This is a genomic window from Amycolatopsis sp. NPDC043887, from assembly GCF_056435665.1.
Window position 1 is genome coordinate 326,330 of the sequence record NZ_JBWKEB010000006.1, and the last position, 19,923, is coordinate 346,252.

Here is a 19,923-nt window from a genome sequence, read left to right on the forward strand (position 1 = left end):
GCCGATGTCCTCTCTCGTCACCCCGGCCGACCTGCGCTCGGCCGCCGAGCGGATCCGGCACGCCGTGCACCGCACTCCCCTGCTCGGCCCGGTCGGCGACCTGTGGCTCAAACCGGAGCACCGGCAGCGCACCGGTTCGTTCAAGGCACGAGGCGCGCTCAACGCGGTCGCCCGGCTCTCCGCGAGCCACGTCCTCGCCCAGTCGTCCGGCAACCACGGTCGTGCGGTGGCCTACGCGGCGGCACAGCACGGCCTGCGCGCCACGGTCGTCCTTCCCGCCACCGCGCCCGCGTTGAAGGTGGACGCGGTGCGCGCGCTCGGCGCGCACGTCGTGGTCGTGCCACCCGCGCTGCGCGAACGGACCACGGCCGATCTGGCGGCGCGGACCGGCGCCACCGTCGTCGGTTCCGCCGACTTCGACGTGATCGCCGGGCACAGCACGGTCGGCACCGAGATCGTGGCGGATCTGCCGGAGGTGCGCACCGTCCTGGTGCCGGTCTGCAACGGCGGCCTGCTCGCCGGAGTCGCCGCCGCCGTGAAGGCCGTCTCCCCCGGCACCCGTGTCGTCGGTGTCGAGCCGGCGCTGGCCGGGGACGCGGCCGAGTCGCTGCGACTGGGCAGGCTGGTGCGGTGGCCGGTGGAGCGGACCTACCGCACGATCGCGGACGGGCTGCGCGCGCCGGTGCTCGGCGAGCTCGCCTGGCGGCATATCAAGGTGCTCGTGGACGACATCGTCACCGTCGACGAGGACGGCATCGTCGCCGCGCGGGAGTTCCTGTCCGACCGGTTCGGTGTGCTCGCGGAGCCGAGCGGCGCGGTGGCGACCGCCGCCCACCTGACCGGACGGTGGCGGGGCGCGACCGTGGCGATCGTGTCCGGCGGCAACGTCGCGGCCACGGTTCCGGTGGCCAGGGGAGAGTGGGTGTCCGTTGAGCACGGGTGACTTGAGCGGAGTGCTCGCGACGATCGGCGACACCCCACTGGTCGCACTGGAGCGGGTCGTGCCGATCGCGGACGTCCAGGTGTTCGCGAAGATGGAGAAGTTCAATCCGGGCGGCAGTGTCAAGGACCGCACCGCGCTGCACATGCTGCGCGGCAAGATCCAGGCCGGTGAGCTGGTACCGGGCCGGTCGGTGGTGGTGGAGTCGACCTCCGGCAACCTCGGCGTCGGCCTCGCCCAGCTGTGTGCCTACTTCGGGCTCGAGCTGATCTGCGTGGTCGACACCCGGACGACCGCGCAGTCCGTCGCGCTGTTGCGGGCCTACGGCGCGGAGGTGGAAGTCGTCTCCGCACCGGGCGGCGACCTGCTCGGCGCGCGGATCGCGCGGGTGCGGGAACTGGTGGCGCTGCTGCCGGACGCGTTCTGGCCCAACCAATACGAGAACCCGCTCAACGCGGCCGCGCACGAGCGGACGATGGCCGAGATCGTCACCGCGCTGGACGGACGGGTCGACTACCTGTTCTGCTCGGTCAGCACCGGCGGGACGCTGCGCGGCTGCGCCGACCACATCCGCGACCACGGCCTGGCCACGAAACTGGTCGCGGTCGACGCGGCGGGCAGCGCCATCTTCCACACTCCGACCGAGCACCGGCTGATCCCCGGGCACGGTGCCGGGTGGCGGCCACCGCTGGTCGGCTCGGTCGATTCCGCCGGTGCGGTCAGCGAAATCGTCCACGTGACGGACCTGGAATGCGTGCGTGCCTGTCGGCTGCTGGTGGCGCGTGAAGCGATCCTGGCAGGCGGGTCGTCGGGCGCGACCGTGTCCGCGCTCGGCAAGCTGCGCCACCGCATCCCCGCCGGATCCCGTTGTGTGCTCGTCTTCCCCGACGACGGCAACCGCTACCTCGACACCATCTACTCGGACTCCTGGGTACTCGAGCACTTCGGCGAAGTACCCGAGGTCAAGACCCGGCCGTTGACCGCCGCCCGGTAAGGAGAAACCTTGCGCCACCTCATTTCGCTCGACGACCTCACCGACGAAGACCTGCGTTCCGTCGTCGCCCGGGCGACGCGACTGGCCGACGACCCGCGGCAAGCGGCCACGGCGCTGTCCGGTGAGGTCATCGGCATCTACTTCAGCAAGACCTCCACGCGCACTCGCACGGCGTTCTCGTCGGGCGCGCTGCGGCTCGGCGCGCGCATCGTCTCCTATGGGCCAGGAGATCTGCAGATCAACACCGGGGAGACCATCGCGGACACGGGCCGGGTGCTGTCCACCATGCTCGACGCGCTCGTGGTGCGCACCACGGGCGATCCGGCGGAACTGCGGGCCATGGCCGGCCAGAAGCGGATGTCGGTGGTCAACGCCATGACCGCGGACGAGCACCCCACCCAGGCGCTCGCGGATCTCACCACGCTGGTCCGCCGGTTCGGGCGCGTCGACGGGCTGCGGGTGCTGTATCTCGGCGAGGGCAACAACTCCGCGGCCGCGCTCGCGTTGGCGCTCACCCGTTTCCCCGGCACCGAACTGCAGCTGCGCACCCCGCCCGGCTACGGCCTCGACCCCGGAGTGCTGGCGCGTGCGCGGTCGCACGCCGCACGACACGGATCGTCCATTGTGGAGCGTCACGACATGGACGACCTGCTCGTGTCCGACGTCGTGTACACCACGCGGTGGGAGACGACGGGGACGACCAAACCGGACCCCGACTGGCGCGAGGTTTTCGCGCCGTTCCAGGTGACGCGGGCGTTGTGGCGGACCAGCCCGGACGCGGTGTTCATGCACGACCTGCCCGCGCACCGCGGCGAAGAGGTCACCGCGGAGGTGCTGGACGGCGGGGACAGCCTCGCGTTCGCCCAGGCGGAGAACAAGATGTACAGCGCGATGGCGGCACTGGAATGGTGCCGCGGCAAGGATTCGGCATGAGCGAGCATTGGTACGACCAGGCGGACACGGGACTGGCGGGCGCGGGCCGGGTGACCGTGCTGTCGCGCGCGGACGTCCGGCGCTGCCTGGCGAGCATCGACCCGGTCGAGGTCGTCCGGCGGACGCTGGCCGACCACGATCGCGGTGAGAGCCTGCTCCCCGCCGAGGCGTACCTGCGGTGGGAGAACTCGCGGGGCGCGTACACCCGGTCGATCGGCATGCCCGGCGCGGTGGGGGCACACCACGGCATGAAGATCATCAACGCCAGCGTGTCCAATCCTGCGGCGGGCCTGGAACGCGCGGGCGGACTGGGCCTGTGCTTCGACGCCGAGACCGCCAGGGTCACGTCGATCATGGAGGCGGGCCTGCTGAGCGCGGTGCGCACGGCGGCGGTGAGCGCGGTCGGCGTCGACGCCACGGGTTATGCCGGCGCCGGTTCGCTCGCGATCGTGGGCTGCGGGGCACAAGGACGGATGCACGCGGCGCTGCTGACCCGCAGGTTGACGGACCTGCGCGCGGTGTCGCTGCACGACCGCGACCCGGCCGTCGCCCACCGTCTCGCGGACCTGCTCTCCCGCGACGGACTCGATGTGACCGTGCACGGCAGTGCCCGCGACGCGGTCGCGGCCGGCGAGATCGCCGTCTTCACCACCACCGCCGACGAGGGCTACGTGACCCCCGATTGGGCGCGGCCCGGCGCGCTGCTGGTCAACGTGTCCTTGGGCGACCTCGCGGACGAGACGTTCCTCGACGCCGCGGCGCTGTACGTGGACGACCTCGACCTGGTGGCGGACAACCCCCGCCGCCCACTCGGCCGCCTGATGGGCGCCGGGCTGGTCACCCGCCCGTCGGACGGCACGGCGAAACCGATCGACGCCACCTTGGGCGGGCTGCTCACCGGCCGGTACACCGGCCGCGGCACCGCCAGGCCGCACGTCGTGCTCAACCCGTTCGGCATGGGTGTGCTGGACGTGGCGCTCTACGGCGCCATCGCCGCGAAAGCCCGTCACTGGGGCATCGGGTCGCTCGTCGATCTCGGCTGATGGCCGGTTCGGCGTTTTCGAACAACTTCGATCAAGGTCGTCGCCCAAGATCACTAGTCGGCTCCGCGCGGGGCCGATAATATCTGCCGTGACCAAGTAATCGGCTGATGGAAAATCACTTACGCGGCCGACCTATCGAATTACCAGAAAGAGATGAACGTTGAAGAAATGGACGACACGGGTCACGACCGGCCTGGTGGCCGCGGGCATGGTGCTCACCGCGCAGACCGCGCCGGCGGTGGCTGACGAGCAGGCGGACACCACCACGGTCACCGAATCGGAGGTCGACGACAGCACGGCCGCGGTCGAGCTCACCGAAGAGGCCGCGGAGAGCGGCGACGTCACCGCCGCCGACTGCGGCGACTGGCGTCGCGCCTTGGCCGGCTTCGGCGAGTGGAAGGTGAGCAAGGCGAGCTGTGGCTACATCAGCCCGGATTCGAAGAAGAACCCGCAGCACCGCCGCTACACGTGGAAGATCCCGGCAGGCAGCAACGGCCGGGTCTGCGTCCAGGCGGAGGGCCACTACTGGAGCACCAAGAAGAAGAGCGTCACGACCTGGACGACGGCGGGCTGCGGAACCGGCGGCACCGTTGTCGTGCGCTGGTCGGGCCCGCCGAAGAAGGGCGGCGGTTATCTCGGCCTCGCCTCGACCCCCCGGGTGCGGGCGAAGGTCCAGCCGGGCTTCGGCGGCGCCGCGTACGTCTGGAAGTGAGCCGGTCACCACGGATCCGGACATCGCCACTCCCCCCTCGATGGCGGCCCCGGATCCGTGGTGCGGCGGCACCTAGCGCAAGCCGATCTCGGTGAGCAGGGCCCGCGCCTTCCGCCCGTGATCGTCGGCCACGCCGGTGTCGCCGGTGACGGCGGCGCCTTGTTCGATCCCCTTGTGCGCCCGTGCCTGCTCGTAGCGGTCGCCCAGTTTCTCGGCGACCGCAAGCGCTTCCCGGTGCCCGGCGATCGAGCCCGCGGCGTCACCCAGGTCGCCGAGTGCGATGCCGATGCCGTTGAGCGCCTTGATTTCGAACTCGCCCAAGCTGTTCCGGCGCGCGAGGTCCAGCGCCTCGGTCAGATGCGCCAGAGCGTCGTCGTACTCACCCAGCCGCGCGAGCAGCACTCCGATGTGGAGCAACGCCTCGGTCTCCGGGAACGGGTAGCCGAACTCGCGTGCGGTGACGAGCGCCCGCCGGTAGTGGTCGAGTGCCTCGGTGAGGTGCCCCTGCTGCTCGTGCACCGTGCCGAGGTTGCCGTAGGTCAGGCATTCCCCGACCCGGTCCCCCATCTCCAGCATGATCGCCAGTGCCTCGTCCAGGTACGTCGCGGCCTTGTCCCAGTCGCCGACGCGCATCGCGCTGTTCCCGAGGTTGCCCAGCGCGCGGCTCTCGCTGGTGCGGTTGCCGGTCGCCCGGTGCACGAGCAACGCCCGCCGGTAGCAGTCTTCGGCCGCCGCGAAGTCGCTGAGCCGGTCGAACGCGTTGCCAAGGTTGTTCAGCGCCCGCGCCCAGCTGGCCCGGTCCCCGCCCGCGTCGTACCGCGCGAGCGCCTGCTTGAACTGGTCGATGCTCTCCTGGTAGCGGTTGGACCGCAGATAGACCGCACCGAGGCTCATCCGCGCACTCGCCTGGACCAGCGGATCGGCGGCGCGGACCGCGATGCCGTGCACGATCTCCGCGTCGGCGAAGTGCAGCGCGTTGTACAGGTACCGGTTCAAGATCGGCGACATCGTGGCCGCGTCCTCGCGTCCGCCCTGCTCTTCGGCCAGCGCGGTGATGCCGACCAGGTTGTGCCGCTCGGCGTCCAGCCACTCGGTCGCCGCCGCGACGTCACCGAAGTCCGGCGACGGAACGTCCGAAGTGGACACTTCGGGCCGTCGGTCGCGTTCGTGCGGGGCGTAGCGGTCCATGGCGCGGGAGGCGGCGTGCCGGTAGTAGCCGAACAACCGGCCGAGCGCGGCCTGCCGCGCGGAGGCGGCGTCCACGTCCCGCGCCAGCCCCGCCGCGTAGAGGCGGACCACGTCGTGCAGGCCGAACCGATCCCGGACGGGCCGCTGCACCAGGCTGCCCGCGACCAGTTCCCCCAGAAGTGCCTCCGCCGTGCGCAGGTCCACCCCGGCGAGCGCGGCCGCCGCGCGCGTGTCGACGTCGCGGCCGGGATGGATCGCGAGAAGTCGCAGCAGCAGCGCGGCCTCGGCGGGCAGGTCGGCGTAGGACAGGCCGATGGCGTTCTCCAGCTCGTCCTCGACCCGCAGGCTGCCCCGGCGTTCCGCGAGCCGGGCGGCGTGGTCGCGCAACGTCCAGCCGCGCCGGTTCCGGATCCGGCCCGCCACCACCGTCAACGCGAGCGGCAGATGACCGACCAGCTCGGCGATCCTCGTGGCGGCCTCGGTGTCCTCGGCGATCTCGGTCGCGCCGACCAGCCTGCGCAACATGTCGAGTGACTCGGTCCCCTGAAACGCCTCCAAGTGCACGATCCGCGCACCGGCCAGGCCGGTCAGGCGCCGTCTGCTGGTGATCAGCACGACGCCGCCCGGCGAGTCCGGCAGCAGCGGGCGCACCTGGTCGGCGTCTGCCGCGTTGTCCAGCACCACGACCGGGCGCCGGTCCGCGAGCAGTTGCCGGTACGTCGCCAGCCTGCCCGCGGGGCCGAGGCGGTGGATCTCGCCGCCCGGCACCCCGAGCCGCCGGAGGAACTCGTCCAGCACCGCGAGCGGGTCGGCGGGCGCGCGGTCGGCGTCGTAGCCACGCAGGTCCGCCCACAACCGGACCGCGGCGCCGTCCCGCTGTGCCAGCCGGTGCGCGGCCCGGACGGCGAGACTGGTCTTGCCGACACCGGCCATCCCGTCGATCACCACCACCGGTGGCCGCGCCTCGTCGTACCCGGTGATCGCGGCCAGCTCGGCGTGCCTGCCGACGAACTCCGTGCTGTCGGCGGGCAGCTCACCCGCCACGGTCACCCAGGACGAGTCGGCGGTGAGCCCGGCGATCACCTGGCACACCTGTCGCCACCGCGCCACCACCGCCTCGTCGGCGGTGAGCGCGCGCACGATATCCGCGACGAGATCCGCATCCATCCGCCGTCTGCCCGGCTGCAGACAGCGGTAGACCGTGTTGAACACCGGCAGATCGGAGTTCCCCGCCGTCCGCCTCCCCCGCACGACACGCCGGTGCAGCTCCCGGTAGGACACGCCGTACCGGCCGCGCAGCGCGTTCAGCCGGGCCGCCAGCTCGTCGAACGAACCGGCGCCCAGCGGCTCCGGTGTCCGGTCGGGATCCATGATCGAAAAGAGTAGACCGTTCGGCCGATCGAAATGGTCCGAACAGGAGAAACCGCCGATGCTGGACCTCCGTGAGGGTGAGCCAAGTCCGTGAAGGCCTCCTTGAGGGACTCTGGGTCCCTCAAGGAGGCCTTCACGGACACGGCAATCGCCACGTGCGCCCCACCGGCACCAGCGGTCGCCGAATCTCGTCTAAGGTCGGTCAGCATTCGGTCCGGGAGTCACCGCCGGACGGATCGGTCTCACGTGTCCAGGGGGTTCCCGTGACGGAGGAACAGCCGCCGAGTCCGGTCGGCGCTCGGTCGTACGACGAGCTCTCCCAGCGGCTGAGGCAGGCGTTGGCCTGGGCGGGGTTGACCCACCGGGAACTGCACCGGCGGGTGCGGCGCCTGCGCACGGCCCGGGGGTCGGCCGACGTCCCCGCCTACAACACCGTGTATCGCTGCCTCCTGCCAGGACGCAAACGCTTGGACGTCGAACTGGTCGTCGACATCGCGGCCGTGCTGCTCGGTATGGACGTCGCGGCGGAATGGCGGCAGGCGCACCGGGTGATCACCGGACACGCCACCGAGGCGGCCGTGATCAGCGTGGCCGATCACCTGCCCGCCGGGGTCGGCAGGTTCGTCGGCAGGCAGGCACACCTGCGCCGGCTGCTGGAGGCCGGGCCGGACGACGCCGGGGTGTGGGCCATCTCCGGAATGGCCGGGGTCGGCAAGACCCGGTTCGCCAGCGAGGTCGCGCGGCTGCTCGCCGAGCGCGGCCGGTTCGCGGACGTACGGCTGGTGGTGAATCTCCGCGGCTTCGACGCGGATCGGCCCGCGGCGGACCCGGCCGCGGTTCTCGAAGGCTTCCTGCGCCGGCTCGGGGCGTCCGGCAGCGAGATCGGATGCCTCACCCTCGCCGACCGGAGCGCGCTCTTCCGCCGTCTGCTGGACGGACGGCGCGCGCTGATCCTGCTGGACAACGCGGAGTCGGTCGACCAGGTGCTGCCGTTGCTGCCCGCCCTTCCGACTTGCCTGGTGCTGGTCACCAGCAGGCGCCGCCTCGCCGGATTGGAGACGGCGCGGCACGTGGCGCTCGACGTGTTCACGCCGGAAGAGTCGGTCGAGTTGCTCCGCGACGGAATCGGCGACGAACGCGTCGACGCGGAGCAGGGCGAGGCCGCCGACATCGTCGAACTGGTGGGACGGCTACCGCTGGCCCTCGCGCTGGTGTCCCGCCGGTTGGCCGCCTCGGACGAGTGGACGATGGCCGACCACCGGGATCGCCTCGCCGATCTGCGGACCATGCTGCGGCTGGACGACGGGGTCGAAGTCGCGTTGCGCACGTCGTATGACGAACTGGCCGAACCGGACCGGGTCCTGCTCGGTCTGCTCGCCGCCTATCCCGGTCGGGACATCGACGACCACGCGGCGGCGGCGCTGGCGGGCGTCGACGTCGACGTCGTCCGACGGCAACTCGACGATCTGGTGGCGGCCAATATGGTGACCGCCCGCGCGTCCCGGTTCGAACTGCACGACCTGGTCCGGGTGTTCGCCGAGAAACGCGTCCGGGAGAACGTCCAGGCCCGGGTGCGCCGGGCCGCGGCGGTCCGGCTGCTCGACTTCCAGCTGGCCACCGCCCGTGCCGCGCTCGTCACCTGTTTCCCCCATGAGGCGGACCGGTGGGCGGGCCTGCCCACGCCCGCGGCACGGGCTCTCGTGTTCGACGGGGCGGACGAGGCGATGGCCTGGCTGGACGCCGAGCGGGTCAACCTCGTCGTCGCGTCCGGCTGGGCGCTGGGCGAGGGGCAGGACGAGCACGTGACGCGGCTCGCGTGCGTGATGACGAGCTATTTCGAGGCCCGCGTGCACGTGAGTGACGCACTCGCCCTGTTCGGCAACGCCGTCCAAGTCGCGTCCGGCGCCACCCGAGGGCACGTGCTGAACGGGCTGGCCATGACCCATTGGCAACGGGGGAACGCGGCAGAATCACTCGCCGTCCTGCAGGACGCGATCAAGGAGTTCGACGCCGCCGGTGAATCCGGCTATGTCTTCAACCTGTCGGGGAACGTCGGCCTGTTGCTGGCCGGTCTCGGTGACTATCGCGCCGCGTTGCCTTGTTTCCGGCGGGCCATGGAATTCGCCGTCGCGAGTAACAACGAGTCGTTCCGGGCCCGGCAGTTGTGCAATATCGGCGTCGCCGAAATGCGACTGGGAAATCATTCCGCCGCCGTCGACCATCTGTCCGAGGCCCTTGACGCGACCAGGGCGAGTGGTGACCACCTCTGTGAATGCCGGACGCTCGACGGCCTCGGCACCACGTTCTGGCGCATGGGAAAGGACACCGACGCCTGGGCCTGCTACGAACAGGCGCTCGCCGTGGCGAGGCAGGCACACAACCGGGCCGACGAGGGCAAGGTACTCAACCATCTCGGTGTCCTGCTCGTCGAGGCAGGACGGTTCGACGAGGCGTTGGCACATCACCGGCAAGCCATCGATCTGGCCAGGGAGATCGGCAGCAGGGAAGGAGTGCTGGCGGCGAACAACGACATGGCGGCGACCCTGCTCGCCGCCGGTCGGGCGGCCGACGCCGTGCACTGCCTGCGGCAGTCGATCGAGTCGGCGACCGCGGCGGACAGCCGTTACGAACTGGCCAGAGCCCGAAGTGGACTCGGCGACGCACTGTCCGCCGCCGGGGATCCGGTCACCGCGCGGAAACACTGGCACGCCGCGCACACCGCGTACACCGAGATGGGCGTGCCGGAGGCCGTCGAGGTCCGCGAGCGTCTCATGTCGGACGCGACGCGAGTTCGATAGCGGGAAGTCAGCCCTTCACGGATCCGGTCAGCCCACCGACGATGCGGCGTTCGGCGAGTACGAAGAACGCGAGGGCGGGGATCATCGACAACGCGGTGAACGCGAGCACGCGTGCGGTGTCCTGGGAGTACTGGGATTGGAAGGTCGCCACGCCGAGCGGCAGCGTGAAGTTCGCGGAGTCGTTGAACACCAGCAGCGGCAGCAGGTAGAAGTTCCAGCTCGTCACGAAAGCGAGCACGGCGACGGTGGTCAGCGCGGGCGCGGACAGCGGCAGCAGGATCCGCCAGAAGAACCCGAGCCTGCTCGCGCCGTCGAGCACGGCGGCGTCCTCGATCTCACCCGGGATCGCCCGCATGAACGGCCGCAGGATCACGATGGTCACCGGGAGCGAGAACGCCGCTTCCGGAATGGCCACACCCCAGAAGCTCTCCAGCATCCCCAGCTGACGCAACCACAGGTACAGCGGCAAAGTCGCCACGCCGAGCGGGAACAGCAGACCGAGCGTGAACAAGGTGTAGAAGCCCTCGCGGCCCTTGAAGGTGTAGCGGGACAGGGCATACGCGGCCATCGATCCGAACGCGACGGTCAGCGTCGTGGCGATGACCGCGATCAGCGCGCTGTTTCCCAAGAACGTCCAGAACGACGAGGAGCCGAGGATGGCCGCGTAGTTGTCCCAGACCCACGGGCCCGGCAGGCCGGCGGGCGAGGCGTTGATCTGCGCGGTGGTGCGGAACCCGCCCAATACCACGAACAACAGCGGCACCACGGTGATCCCGAGGACGGCGATCGCGGCGACGTAGCCGATCGGCGTCCCGGCGCGGCGCATCAGTCCACCATCCTGGTCAGCGCGCCGTCGGTGTCCCGGCGCAACGCGAACCGCTGATACAGCAACGCGAACACGAAACAGATCACGAACAGGATGACCGCGACCGCGCTGCCGAAACCGAATTCGTAGCGTTTGAACCCGTGGTCGACCAGGTACGTCGCCATCGTCGCCGACGAGTTGGCCGGACCGCCGAGGGTCATGATCCACACCAGGTCGAACAGCTGCAGCGAGCCGATCACCGACAGGAACACCCAGATCCGGATGGTCGGTCCGAGCAAGGGCAGTACGACGTGCCGAGTGGTCTGCCAGGCCGACGCGCCGTCGAGCGCGGCCGCTTCCCGTAGTTCGGCGGGCACGCCCTGGAGCCCGGCGAGCAGCAGGATGATGCCGAAGCCGATGTACTTCCAGGTGATCACCGCGAACAGGGTGTAGAGCACGATCCCCGGGTCGGCGAGCCAGTGCTGGACCAGCCCGCCGAGGCCGACACCGCGCAGTATCTGGTCCACGAAACCGTTCGGCTGCAACATCAGCAGCCAGATCACCGCGGTGATCGCCTCCGACAGCACGTAGGGCGCGAACACGAGCGCGCGGAGGACGGCGCGCCCGCGCAGTTTGCGGTTGAGCAGCAGCGCGAGCCCGATGGACAGCGGCAGCTGGACCACAAGGGACAGTCCCGCGATGATCAGGTTGTGCCCGATGGCGCCCTGGAACACCGAGCCGGACAGGGCGTCGGCGTAGTTGCCGAGGCCGACGAAATCGTCGAGCGGCCCGAAACCGTTCCACTCGTAAAGGCTGTAGAACGCCGCGATCCCGATCGGGACCAGCACGAACCCGGCGAACAGCACCAGCGCCGGGCCGAGCAGGAAGGTCAGTTCCAGCTTCTTGCGCACTCCCGGCGTCCGCCCCCGGACAGCGGTGGGTGCGGACGGCCGCGCCGCCGCCCGCACCCGCGTGGCCGTCGCCGTCACTTGTCGCCCGCCGCGGCCTTGTTCACCGCTTCGACGATGCCTTCCGGCGTGCCTTGCCCGGCGAAGAAGTTCGCGACGGCGTCGTTGAGCGCGGCCCCCACCGCGGTCGGGAACGCCTTGTCGAAGTACATCTGCACGTACGGGGCCTTCTGCCCGTAGTCGAAGACGGTCTTCAGCGACTCGGTCTTGAGGGACTTGGCCGCGGACGCGGTCATCGGCAGCCCGGCGCCCTTCGCCGCGAGCTGGTTCTGCACCGGTTCGCTGCCGAGGTACCGCAGGAAGTCCGCGCACGCCTTGGCCGCGCGAGTGGTGCAGGAGAAGCCGTCGCCGCCGCCGAGTACCGCGGCGGGATCACCTTGACCACCGGGGACCGACGGGAACGGGAACCAACCGACCTTCGAGTCGAGGTCCTTGTCCTCGGTGAGCGAGGACATCGTGCCGGGCTCCCAGTCGCCCTGCAGTTCCATCGCCGCCTTGCCGTTGGCCACCAGCCCGGCCGAACTGCCCGCGCCCTGTTGGGCGGGAGTGCCGGTGAAGCCGGGCTGGAACGGCTGGGTGGCCAGGAAAGCCTCCAGGTCACGCCCGGCCTTGGTCCAGCAAGGATCCCCGAGTTTCACCGCTTTCACCGACTGCTTCAGCGTGTCCGCCGAGCAGGCCCGCAGCGCGAAGTAGTTCCAGTAGAACGCGTCCGGCCAGCGATCCTTGCCCCCGACCGCGATCGGCGTGATCCCCGCCTGCTTGAGCTTGGCGACCGCGGCGTTGAGCTCGTCCAAAGTGGACGGCGGAGCGGTGACGCCCGCCTGCGCGAAAAGGTCCTTGCGGTACCAGAAACCGACGAAATGCTGCTCCCACGGGATCCCGTACTGCTTGCCGTCGACCAGCCAGCTCTCGGCGAGTTTGCCCACCGAGGAGAGCCAGTCCTTGGCCACGTCGGTCAGGTCCGCGACCTTGCCCGAGGTGGCCTGCGACGCCAGTTCGCCGCCGCCCCAGGACTGGTAGACGTCCGGCGGCTCGTTCGACTGCAGGGCGAGCGGGACCTTGGTGGTGAACTCCTCGTTCTGCAGCGGCTGTCCCTTGATCGTCACCTCGGGATGCGCCTTCTGGTAGTCGGCGACGACCTGGGCCCAGATCGATTTGATCGGGTCGGTGGTGCCGTTGTGCCACCAGGTGAGGGTGACCGGTCCGCTGGGCTCGGCCGCGGTCTCGGTGCCCCCGGAGCAGCCGGCGAGCGCGAGCGGGACGGCCGCCGCCAGCGCGGCGGCGGCGGCGGCGGGGATTCGGCGGTTCGAAAGCATGGTGAGTCCACTCCTGACGACTTCGGCCGAGTAGGACGGGGCGTGACTGCGCCCGGACTGGCGATGAGTTTGCGCGCCCGAAATTCCGATGTCAATCGTTGTCGATAACGTTTTACATGGCTAGTCTGACCGTATGCAGCCCAGTTCGAGGGTCACTATCCGTGACGTCGCGGCCCGCGCCGGCGTCTCCGTGGCCACGGTTTCCAAAGTGATCAACGACCGCTACGGCGTCGCCGCCGCGACGCTGGCCAAGGTCCGCGCGGTGATCGACGAACTCGGCTACGAGGCGAGCCTGGTCGCCCAGAGCCTGCGCAATCACAAGACGAACGTGATCGGGATCCTGGTCGCCGACCTCGAACCGTTCTCCACCGAATTGCTCAAGGGCGCGGCCGACGCCATCCGCGGCACCGGCTACGAACTCGTCGTCTACTCGGCGGGCGGCCGGGTCGGGGACGCGTCGGGCTGGGAGAAGCGTTATCTCTCAAGGCTTTCCGGCACTCTGGTCGACGGTGCCGTGCTGGTCACGCCGGTGGCTTCGCTGGAGGCCGTCCCCGGAACGCCGGTGGTCGCGGTCGACCCGCACACCGGTCCCTCGACGGTGCCCACCATCGATTCCGACAACCTGCGCGGCGCCCAGCTCGCGACCGAGCATCTGCTGGAGCTCGGTCACCGCCGCATCGGTTTCCTCGCCGGACGGCCCGATCTCGAATCGGCCGAACTGCGCAAGACCGGGTACCTGCGGGCACTCACCGCGGCGGGAGTGCCGATCGACGAGGACCTGATCCGGCTCGGCGCCTACGATCCGGAGATCTCCGCCCGGTCCGCCCGCGAGCTGCTGACCGGCGCGGACCGGCCGACGGCGGTGTTCGCCGCCAACGACATCTCGGCGATCGCGACCGTCGGGGCCGCCGCGGAACTCGGCTTGTCCGTCCCGGACGACCTGTCGGTGGTCGGTTTCGACAACGTCCCCGAATCCGCGCTCTGCACTCCGCCTCTGACGACGGTGGACCAGCCCATCCGCGAAATGGGCCACCGCGCCATCACTCTCCTGATCTCGCTGATCAGCGGGGAACCCGAAAAGGAAACCCACATCACCTTGTCCACGGGTCTCGTGGTGCGCCGCTCGACGCGGGCCCTCGGAGCCACGACGAAGGGCGGACGGCCTTGACCACCCAGCCCAGTGAGTCATCCCGGCCATGGCACGACACCACGGCGGATCCCGCCGATCGCGTCCGCGCGCTGATGGACCGGATGACCCTGCGGGAGAAGCTCGCCCAGCTCTACGGCGTCTGGGTCGGCATCGACTCCGGCGGCGAGATGGCCCCGCACCAGCACGACTTCGCCGACGCGGCACTGGACTGGGACGAACTGGTGCGGCACGGGATCGGCCAGCTGACGAGGGTGTACGGCACCCGGCCCGTCGATCCGGTGATCGGCGCGCACAGCCTGGCGCGCTCCCAGCGGGAGATCGTCGGAAGCGGCCGGTTCGGTATCCCGGCACTGGTCCACGAGGAGACGCTCACCGGTCTCGCCGCCTGGCAGGCCACCGTCTATCCGTCGCCGCTGTGCTGGGGAGCGAGTTTCGACCCGGACCTCGTGTACCGCATGGGCGCGCGGATCGGCGGCACGATGCGACGGCTGGGGGTCCACCAAGGACTCGCGCCGGTGCTGGACGTCGCACGCGACCTGCGTTGGGGCCGGGTCGAGGAGACCATCGGCGAGGATCCGCATCTGGTCGGCACGATCGGCGCGGCCTACGTGGCCGGGCTCGAATCCGCCGGAGTCATCGCGACGCTGAAGCATTTCGCCGGCTACTCGGCCTCGCGCGCCGGTCGCAACCTCGCACCGGTTTCGGTCGGCCCCAGGGAACTGGCCGACGTCCTGCTGCCGCCGTTCGAGATGGCGTTGCGCGCGGGCGCCCGGTCGGTGATGAACGCCTACATCGACAACGACGGCGTCCCCGCCGCCGCGGATCCGGCGCTGCTCACCGATCTGTTGCGTGACACCTACGGCTTCGAGGGAACCCTGGTCGCGGACTACTTCTCCGTGTCGTTCCTGCACACGCTGCACGGCGTCGCGGCCGATCGCGGTGAGGCCGCCGCGCAGGCGCTCGCCGCCGGAATCGACGTGGAACTGCCCACTGTGGACTGCTACGGCGAGCCGCTGCTCGCCGCGGTGGAACAGGGTGCGGTCGACGCCGCCGTCGTCGACCGCGCCCTCGAACGGGTGCTGCGGCAGAAATGCGAACTAGGCCTGCTCGACGAGGACTGGGCACCGGAAGTACCGGACGAGATCGACCTCGACGACCCGGACTCCCGTGCGCTGGCAAGGGAAATCGCCGAACGCTCGATCGTGCTGCTGCGGAACGACGGGGTCCTCCCCCTCTCCCCCGGCCGCCGGATCGCCGTGGTCGGCCCGCGGGCCGACGAACCCGGTGCGATGCTCGGCTGCTACTCGTTCCCGATGCACGTCGGCGTGCACCATCCCGACGTGCCCATCGGGATACCGGTTCCGACGGTGCTCGACGCGCTCGGCGAGGACCACGAGGTCACCTACGCCCTCGGCTGCCCCGTACTCGGCGGCGAGGACGCCGACATCGCCGCCGCCGTCACCGCGGCCGAAGAAGCGGAGATCTGCGTCGCGGTGCTCGGCGACCGCGCCGGCCTGTTCGGCGGTGGCACCTCGGGGGAAGGGTGCGACACTTCGGACCTCAAGTTGCCGGGACGACAGGAAGAACTCCTCGAAGCGCTCCTGTCGACCGGGACACCGGTGGTCCTGATCCTCCTCTGTGGACGCCCGTACGAACTGTCACGACAGGCCGATCGCCTCGCCGCGATCGTGTGCGGTTTCTACCCGGGCGAAGAGGGCGCCGCCGCGCTCGCCGGTGTCCTCAGTGGACGGATCGACCCTTCCGGCAGGCTCCCGGTCGGCTTCCCCGGCGACAAGGCCTCCCAGCCGTCGACCTACCTCACGGCTCCGCTCGGGCAGCGCAGTGAGGTCAGCACGGTCGACCCGACACCGCTTTTCCCGTTCGGGCACGGACTTTCCTACGGCGCCGTCAGCTGGGACGACGTCACGATGCCGGATCCCGCATGGCCCACGGACGGCCGCTGCCGGGTCCGGGTGACGCTGAGCAACACAGGCGATCGCACCACGACGGAGGTCGTCCAGATCTACCTGCACGACCCGGTGGCGGAGGTCGCCCGCCCGGTCCAGCAGCTGATCGCGGCGAAGCGGGTCGACCTGGCGCCCGGCGCGACCCAGGTGATCGAGATCGGGCTGCACGCCGATCTGACGTCCTACACCGGGCGGGCGGGCGAACGGATCGTCGAACCCGGCGACGTCGAACTGCGGATCGGGACGTCGAGTACCCGGATCGTCACGACCCTCCCCTGCGCGTTGACCGGCCCACGCCGCGAAGTGGGCTTCGACCGCGTGCTGACCCCGGACTTCACGTGAACCACCCGGCACGCGGATCTGGCCGCGTGCCGGGTGGCCCACCGAAGTGGCGCCGTTCGGGTCAGTCGTCGAGGGCGTCGAGTACGCGCTTGAGGTCGACGAACTTGAAGTTCGTGGCGTCCCGGCCCGGCTCCCCCGGCTTGTCGTCACCGTCCTGGACGACGAGCAGGCCGTTCGGGTACTTGCTGCCGAGTGGCTCGTTGAGGACGGCGGCGCCGTCGCTTTCCTCGGTGCCGTCGAGGGTCGCGGACGCGGCGATCACCCGGAAGCCGCCTTCGTACTCGTTGTCGTCACCGAGTTCGCGGTCGTAGGCGGCGAAGCTGTTGTCCCCCTGGCTGGACGCGAGGAGGTAGCCGTCACCGTCTTTCTGCTTGAGCAGGGTGAGACCTTCGACGTCGGCCGACAGGCGCGTGCCGCCGTAGCCCGGGTCGGATCCGGGTACGCACTCTTCGGTCGCCTCGTCGTAGGTCCCGGGGATGCCGTACTCGCGGACCTTGTCGATGAGCTTCGGAGTGCCTTCGAGGTCGGCGTCCACCCGCCAGATGCCCACGTCCTCCTGCCCGGCATAGAGAATGCCGTTCGCAGGATCGACGACCATCCCCTCGACCTGGGGCAATTCGCCCGGCTCGCCGCACGGGGTCCACGACTTGCCGTTCGGCAGCCTGAACTCGGACGGCAACGCGAGAGTGCGCACCTTGCGGTAGGAGACCGTGCCTCCGGCGCCCGCGGTCAGCTCCAGCAGGCTGAGAGCGGTGCGTTCCCGCTGGCTGACCACCGCGAACGAGCGGCCGCTGGAGGGATCGGTCCACGTCGCGAGACCGTAAGCGGTGCGCTGCTCGTTGATCTCCTCCTGCGACGAGGAGAAGATCGCCGGCACCGAGGGATCGGTGACGTCGGTGAGCGGGGCACCCACGTTGCCGCCGTCGATACGGTAGATCCGCAGCCGGTCACGGCCGCGATCACTGGCGACGGCCAGGTCGCTCACCCCGGAGCCGACCTTCATCCGGTGCACGAGGTCGACGTTGTTGAACCGGCCGGGGGCATCGTCCGGGCCGGGCGCTTTCGGCGCCGGTATCGACTGCACTTCGCGGCCGTCGAGGTTGTATACGCGCAGGCCACCTTCCTTGACCGTGGCGACGACGAGGCTGCGATCCGGAGCCGCCGCGTTACGCCAGATCGCCGGGTCGTCGGCGTCCGCGTTGCCGCCTGCTTCGTCGTCGTACACGGCAGGGGTTTCGGTCGTCGGCTTCACGCTCGGCAGTTCGTCGGCCGCGACGGCCGAAGGGGGCAAAGCCGCGACAACCGCCGCGACGAGCACGAGACCGCCGACGGTGACGCGGGCTCTGGAGGCCTGAGCCATCAAGGTGTTCCTTCCCTGGAGTGAATCGGGACAGCCCACTATGAAGTCACGGCGTGACAAGTTACCCGAAAGTAACGGCACATCCAGATGACCAGGACATGAACACCGCCGACCGTTCCCGGCGATCCGCTCACACAACACTCCATTGTGGACATTTACCACCGAAGGTCATCTCGCCCTACAGTCGGCGACATGGATGAAACCGAGACCGCTTGCGTGTTCTGTGAGATCGCGGCCGGCCGAGAGGGCGCCGGGCGCGTGCTGTTCGAGGACGAGCGGACGATCGCGTTCCTCGACCACACCGCCGTGATGCCGGGGCACACTCTGGTGACACCGCGGGCCCACGCCGCGGACCTCTGGGAGATCTCCGCCGACGACGCGGCCGCCGTCATGCGGACCGTCCATTCGATGGCCGCCCGGATCCATGAGGTACTGCGGCCGGACGGACTGACCTTGTTCCAGGCCAACCGATCCGCCGGCTGGCAGGACGTCTTCCACCTGCACGTCCACCTGGTGCCCAGATCGACAGGTGATCATCTGATCAGACCTTGGGTCGCCGCGGCGAAAGGCGACGAGGAGCTGGCGGCCATGCACACCCTGCTCGCGGCGCCACCCGAACCTCGAGTTTTCCCTTGACAGCGGGACCATCGTGCCTGCATCCTTAATTAGGAAAGTTTCTTTACTATAACCGGCCGCGCCGTCGCGGATCCGGACGAACTGGGGGACAGTTCACGGCTTTGTCCTATATGGACGCTGAAGGACTCCTCCTTTGTCATGCCCGCCAGCAGAGAAGGAAGTCCGCCGCTGTGACGCGTTCCGAGACCGCCGTTCGTCGCGCCAGAATGGCCGTGACGGGCGTTTTCGGGCTCTGCGGGCTGATCTGCGCCGTCTGGAGCGCGTCACTGCCGTCGATCAACACCCGGTTCGATCTCGGCGAGAGCCGGATCGGGCTGGTACTGCTGGTCACCGCGCTCGGCTCGATGGCCTGCATGCCGGTGGCCGGGCGGCTGGCCGACGCCTGGTCCAGCCGAGCGGTGTTACGGGTGATCGCGCCTGTCGCGGCGCTCGCGCTGCTCGGTCCCGCGCTGGCACCGAGTTTTCCGGTACTGCTGGCCACCGCGTTCGTGCTCGGCGGTGCGCTCGGTTCCTTGGACGTCGCTATGAACGGGCAGGCCGTCGAGGTGGAAGCCCGCTACGGACGCTCGATCATGTCGACGTTCCACGGGGTGTGGAGCCTGGGCGGGGTGGCCGGCGGCCTCACGATCACCGTCGGCTTGCATCTCGGCACGGGAGGCACGGCGCTGATGGTCGGCGCCGGCGTGGTCGCGGCAGTGCTGTTCCTCTTTCCCGGCAAGCATTTGCTGACCGGCGAGGCGCGGCACGGGGTGGCCGGTGACCCGGTCGTCTCTTCCGGTGGGCTGCCGACGAGCACCATCATGCTGCTCGGCCTGGTCGCGCTGGCCGGTTTCGTCAGCGAAGGCGCCGGTTACAGCTGGGCTTCCCTGCACGCACAAGGGATGCTCGGCGCGGATCCGGCGACGGCGTCGCTCGCGTACACGGCGTTCGCCGCCGCGCTGACCGTCTCCCGGCTCACCGCCGATCGGCTCCGGTCGAAGGTGAACCCGGCGAGCTGGATGCGGTACGCGGGATCGGTCGCCGTGCTGGGGTACGCGCTCGTTCTCGTCGCGCCACTGCTTCCCGGGGGACGGCTGGCTCTCGGCCTGGTCGGCTGGGTGGTCGTGGCGGCCGGTCTGGCGACCGTCGTACCGGCGATCTTCAGCGCCGTCGGCGCGGGTGGCGAGAACGCCGGGCGCGCGCTTTCCTGGGTGACCACCATGGCCTACGCCGGGCAGCTGGGCGGGCCCGCGGTCATCGGCCCGCTCGCCGACGTCACCTCGCTGGGCACCGCCATGGTGGTACCCGGCCTGCTCGCGGCGGTGATCGCCATCGCCGGACCGATCGTCGTCCGACGGGCGACCGTCAGGCATCTCACCACCGCACGACTGGATTGAGAGACACGCACCATGGGGGTAAAT

The 19,923-nt window shown here is 70.0% G+C and carries 15 protein-coding genes; 10 read left to right on the top strand and 5 right to left on the bottom strand.

Annotated elements, in window-relative coordinates; translation table 11 throughout:
- The first annotated feature begins 4 nt into the window (after nt 1-4).
- From AC069H_RS18595 to AC069H_RS18615, 5 genes are all read left to right on the top strand, one after another.
- Nucleotides 5-943 carry a threonine ammonia-lyase gene (locus AC069H_RS18595; protein WP_478233141.1) on the top strand — a complete coding sequence of 313 codons (939 nt, stop codon included), beginning with the start codon at nt 5-7 and terminating at the stop codon, nt 941-943.
- Nucleotides 930-1,934: a 2,3-diaminopropionate biosynthesis protein SbnA gene (sbnA, locus tag AC069H_RS18600; RefSeq protein ID WP_478233142.1), complete on the top strand. Its 1,005-nt coding sequence runs from the start codon at nt 930-932 to the stop codon at nt 1,932-1,934. The genes AC069H_RS18595 and sbnA overlap by 14 nt, the downstream gene beginning before the upstream one ends.
- Nucleotides 1,935-1,943: 9 nt before the next feature.
- On the top strand, nt 1,944-2,867 hold the full coding sequence (locus AC069H_RS18605; protein WP_478233143.1) for an ornithine carbamoyltransferase: 924 nt from the start codon (nt 1,944-1,946) through the stop codon (nt 2,865-2,867).
- Entirely contained in the window at nt 2,864-3,910 is a 1,047-nt protein-coding gene (locus tag AC069H_RS18610; RefSeq protein ID WP_478233144.1) for an ornithine cyclodeaminase, read from the top strand. The genes AC069H_RS18605 and AC069H_RS18610 overlap by 4 nt, the downstream gene beginning before the upstream one ends.
- A 160-nt stretch (nt 3,911-4,070) precedes the next feature.
- Nucleotides 4,071-4,622: a hypothetical protein gene (locus AC069H_RS18615; RefSeq protein ID WP_478233145.1), complete on the top strand. Its 552-nt coding sequence runs from the start codon at nt 4,071-4,073 to the stop codon at nt 4,620-4,622.
- A 72-nt stretch (nt 4,623-4,694) separates the two neighbouring features.
- Here the strand turns inward: AC069H_RS18615 and AC069H_RS18620 are convergent, their stop codons facing one another.
- The gene (locus tag AC069H_RS18620; protein WP_478233146.1) at nt 4,695-7,181 is read right to left on the bottom strand and encodes a tetratricopeptide repeat protein; all 2,487 of its coding nucleotides are present in this window, start codon (nt 7,179-7,181) and stop codon (nt 4,695-4,697) included.
- 263 nt (nt 7,182-7,444) lie between these two features.
- Here AC069H_RS18620 and AC069H_RS18625 point away from each other — a divergent pair, with 263 nt between their 5' ends.
- On the top strand, nt 7,445-9,979 hold the full coding sequence (locus tag AC069H_RS18625; protein WP_478233147.1) for an ATP-binding protein: 2,535 nt from the start codon (nt 7,445-7,447) through the stop codon (nt 9,977-9,979).
- A gap of 7 nt (nt 9,980-9,986) precedes the next feature.
- Here the strand turns inward: AC069H_RS18625 and AC069H_RS18630 are convergent, their stop codons facing one another.
- The 3 genes from AC069H_RS18630 to AC069H_RS18640 are packed head-to-tail and all read right to left on the bottom strand — an operon-like array spanning nt 9,987 to nt 13,068.
- Nucleotides 9,987-10,805 carry a carbohydrate ABC transporter permease gene (locus AC069H_RS18630; RefSeq protein WP_478228065.1) on the bottom strand — a complete coding sequence of 273 codons (819 nt, stop codon included), beginning with the start codon at nt 10,803-10,805 and terminating at the stop codon, nt 9,987-9,989.
- The gene (locus AC069H_RS18635) at nt 10,805-11,773 is read right to left on the bottom strand and encodes a carbohydrate ABC transporter permease (RefSeq protein WP_478228066.1); all 969 of its coding nucleotides are present in this window, start codon (nt 11,771-11,773) and stop codon (nt 10,805-10,807) included. The genes AC069H_RS18630 and AC069H_RS18635 overlap by 1 nt, the downstream gene beginning before the upstream one ends.
- A complete protein-coding gene (locus AC069H_RS18640) occupies nt 11,770-13,068 on the bottom strand; it encodes an ABC transporter substrate-binding protein (protein WP_478233148.1) in 1,299 nt (432 codons plus the stop codon). Before AC069H_RS18640 ends, AC069H_RS18635 begins: the two co-directional genes overlap by 4 nt.
- Before the next feature lie 133 nt (nt 13,069-13,201).
- On the opposite strand from AC069H_RS18640, the gene AC069H_RS18645 reads away from it, so the two are divergent.
- Both AC069H_RS18645 and AC069H_RS18650 read left to right on the top strand, forming a co-directional pair.
- Nucleotides 13,202-14,236 carry a LacI family DNA-binding transcriptional regulator gene (locus AC069H_RS18645; RefSeq protein ID WP_478228068.1) on the top strand — a complete coding sequence of 345 codons (1,035 nt, stop codon included), beginning with the start codon at nt 13,202-13,204 and terminating at the stop codon, nt 14,234-14,236.
- Complete coding sequence (locus tag AC069H_RS18650; RefSeq protein WP_478233149.1) at nt 14,233-16,527, top strand: beta-xylosidase/alpha-l-arabinosidase; 2,295 nt, start codon at nt 14,233-14,235, stop codon at nt 16,525-16,527. The genes AC069H_RS18645 and AC069H_RS18650 overlap by 4 nt, the downstream gene beginning before the upstream one ends.
- A gap of 61 nt (nt 16,528-16,588) precedes the next feature.
- On the opposite strand, the gene AC069H_RS18655 is transcribed toward AC069H_RS18650, so the two are convergent.
- A complete protein-coding gene (locus AC069H_RS18655) occupies nt 16,589-17,887 on the bottom strand; it encodes a phytase (RefSeq protein WP_478233150.1) in 1,299 nt (432 codons plus the stop codon).
- A gap of 192 nt (nt 17,888-18,079) precedes the next feature.
- Here AC069H_RS18655 and AC069H_RS18660 point away from each other — a divergent pair, with 192 nt between their 5' ends.
- Together AC069H_RS18660 and AC069H_RS18665 are read left to right on the top strand one after the other, a co-directional pair.
- The gene (locus AC069H_RS18660) at nt 18,080-18,523 is read left to right on the top strand and encodes an HIT family protein (RefSeq protein ID WP_478233151.1); all 444 of its coding nucleotides are present in this window, start codon (nt 18,080-18,082) and stop codon (nt 18,521-18,523) included.
- 170 nt (nt 18,524-18,693) lie between these two features.
- Entirely contained in the window at nt 18,694-19,899 is a 1,206-nt protein-coding gene (locus AC069H_RS18665; protein ID WP_478233152.1) for an MFS transporter, read from the top strand.
- Nucleotides 19,900-19,923 lie beyond the last annotated feature (24 nt).

Coding starts and splice junctions, on each gene's coding strand:
- AC069H_RS18595 (WP_478233141.1), top strand. CDS start 5: ATGTCCTCTCTCGTCACCCCGGCCGACCTGCGCTCGGCCGCCGAGCGG.
- AC069H_RS18610 (WP_478233144.1), top strand. CDS start 2,864: ATGAGCGAGCATTGGTACGACCAGGCGGACACGGGACTGGCGGGCGCG.
- AC069H_RS18620 (WP_478233146.1), bottom strand. CDS start 7,181: ATGGATCCCGACCGGACACCGGAGCCGCTGGGCGCCGGTTCGTTCGAC.
- AC069H_RS18630 (WP_478228065.1), bottom strand. CDS start 10,805: ATGCGCCGCGCCGGGACGCCGATCGGCTACGTCGCCGCGATCGCCGTC.
- AC069H_RS18640 (WP_478233148.1), bottom strand. CDS start 13,068: ATGCTTTCGAACCGCCGAATCCCCGCCGCCGCCGCCGCCGCGCTGGCG.
- AC069H_RS18645 (WP_478228068.1), top strand. CDS start 13,202: ATGCAGCCCAGTTCGAGGGTCACTATCCGTGACGTCGCGGCCCGCGCC.
- AC069H_RS18655 (WP_478233150.1), bottom strand. CDS start 17,887: ATGGCTCAGGCCTCCAGAGCCCGCGTCACCGTCGGCGGTCTCGTGCTC.
- AC069H_RS18660 (WP_478233151.1), top strand. CDS start 18,080: ATGGATGAAACCGAGACCGCTTGCGTGTTCTGTGAGATCGCGGCCGGC.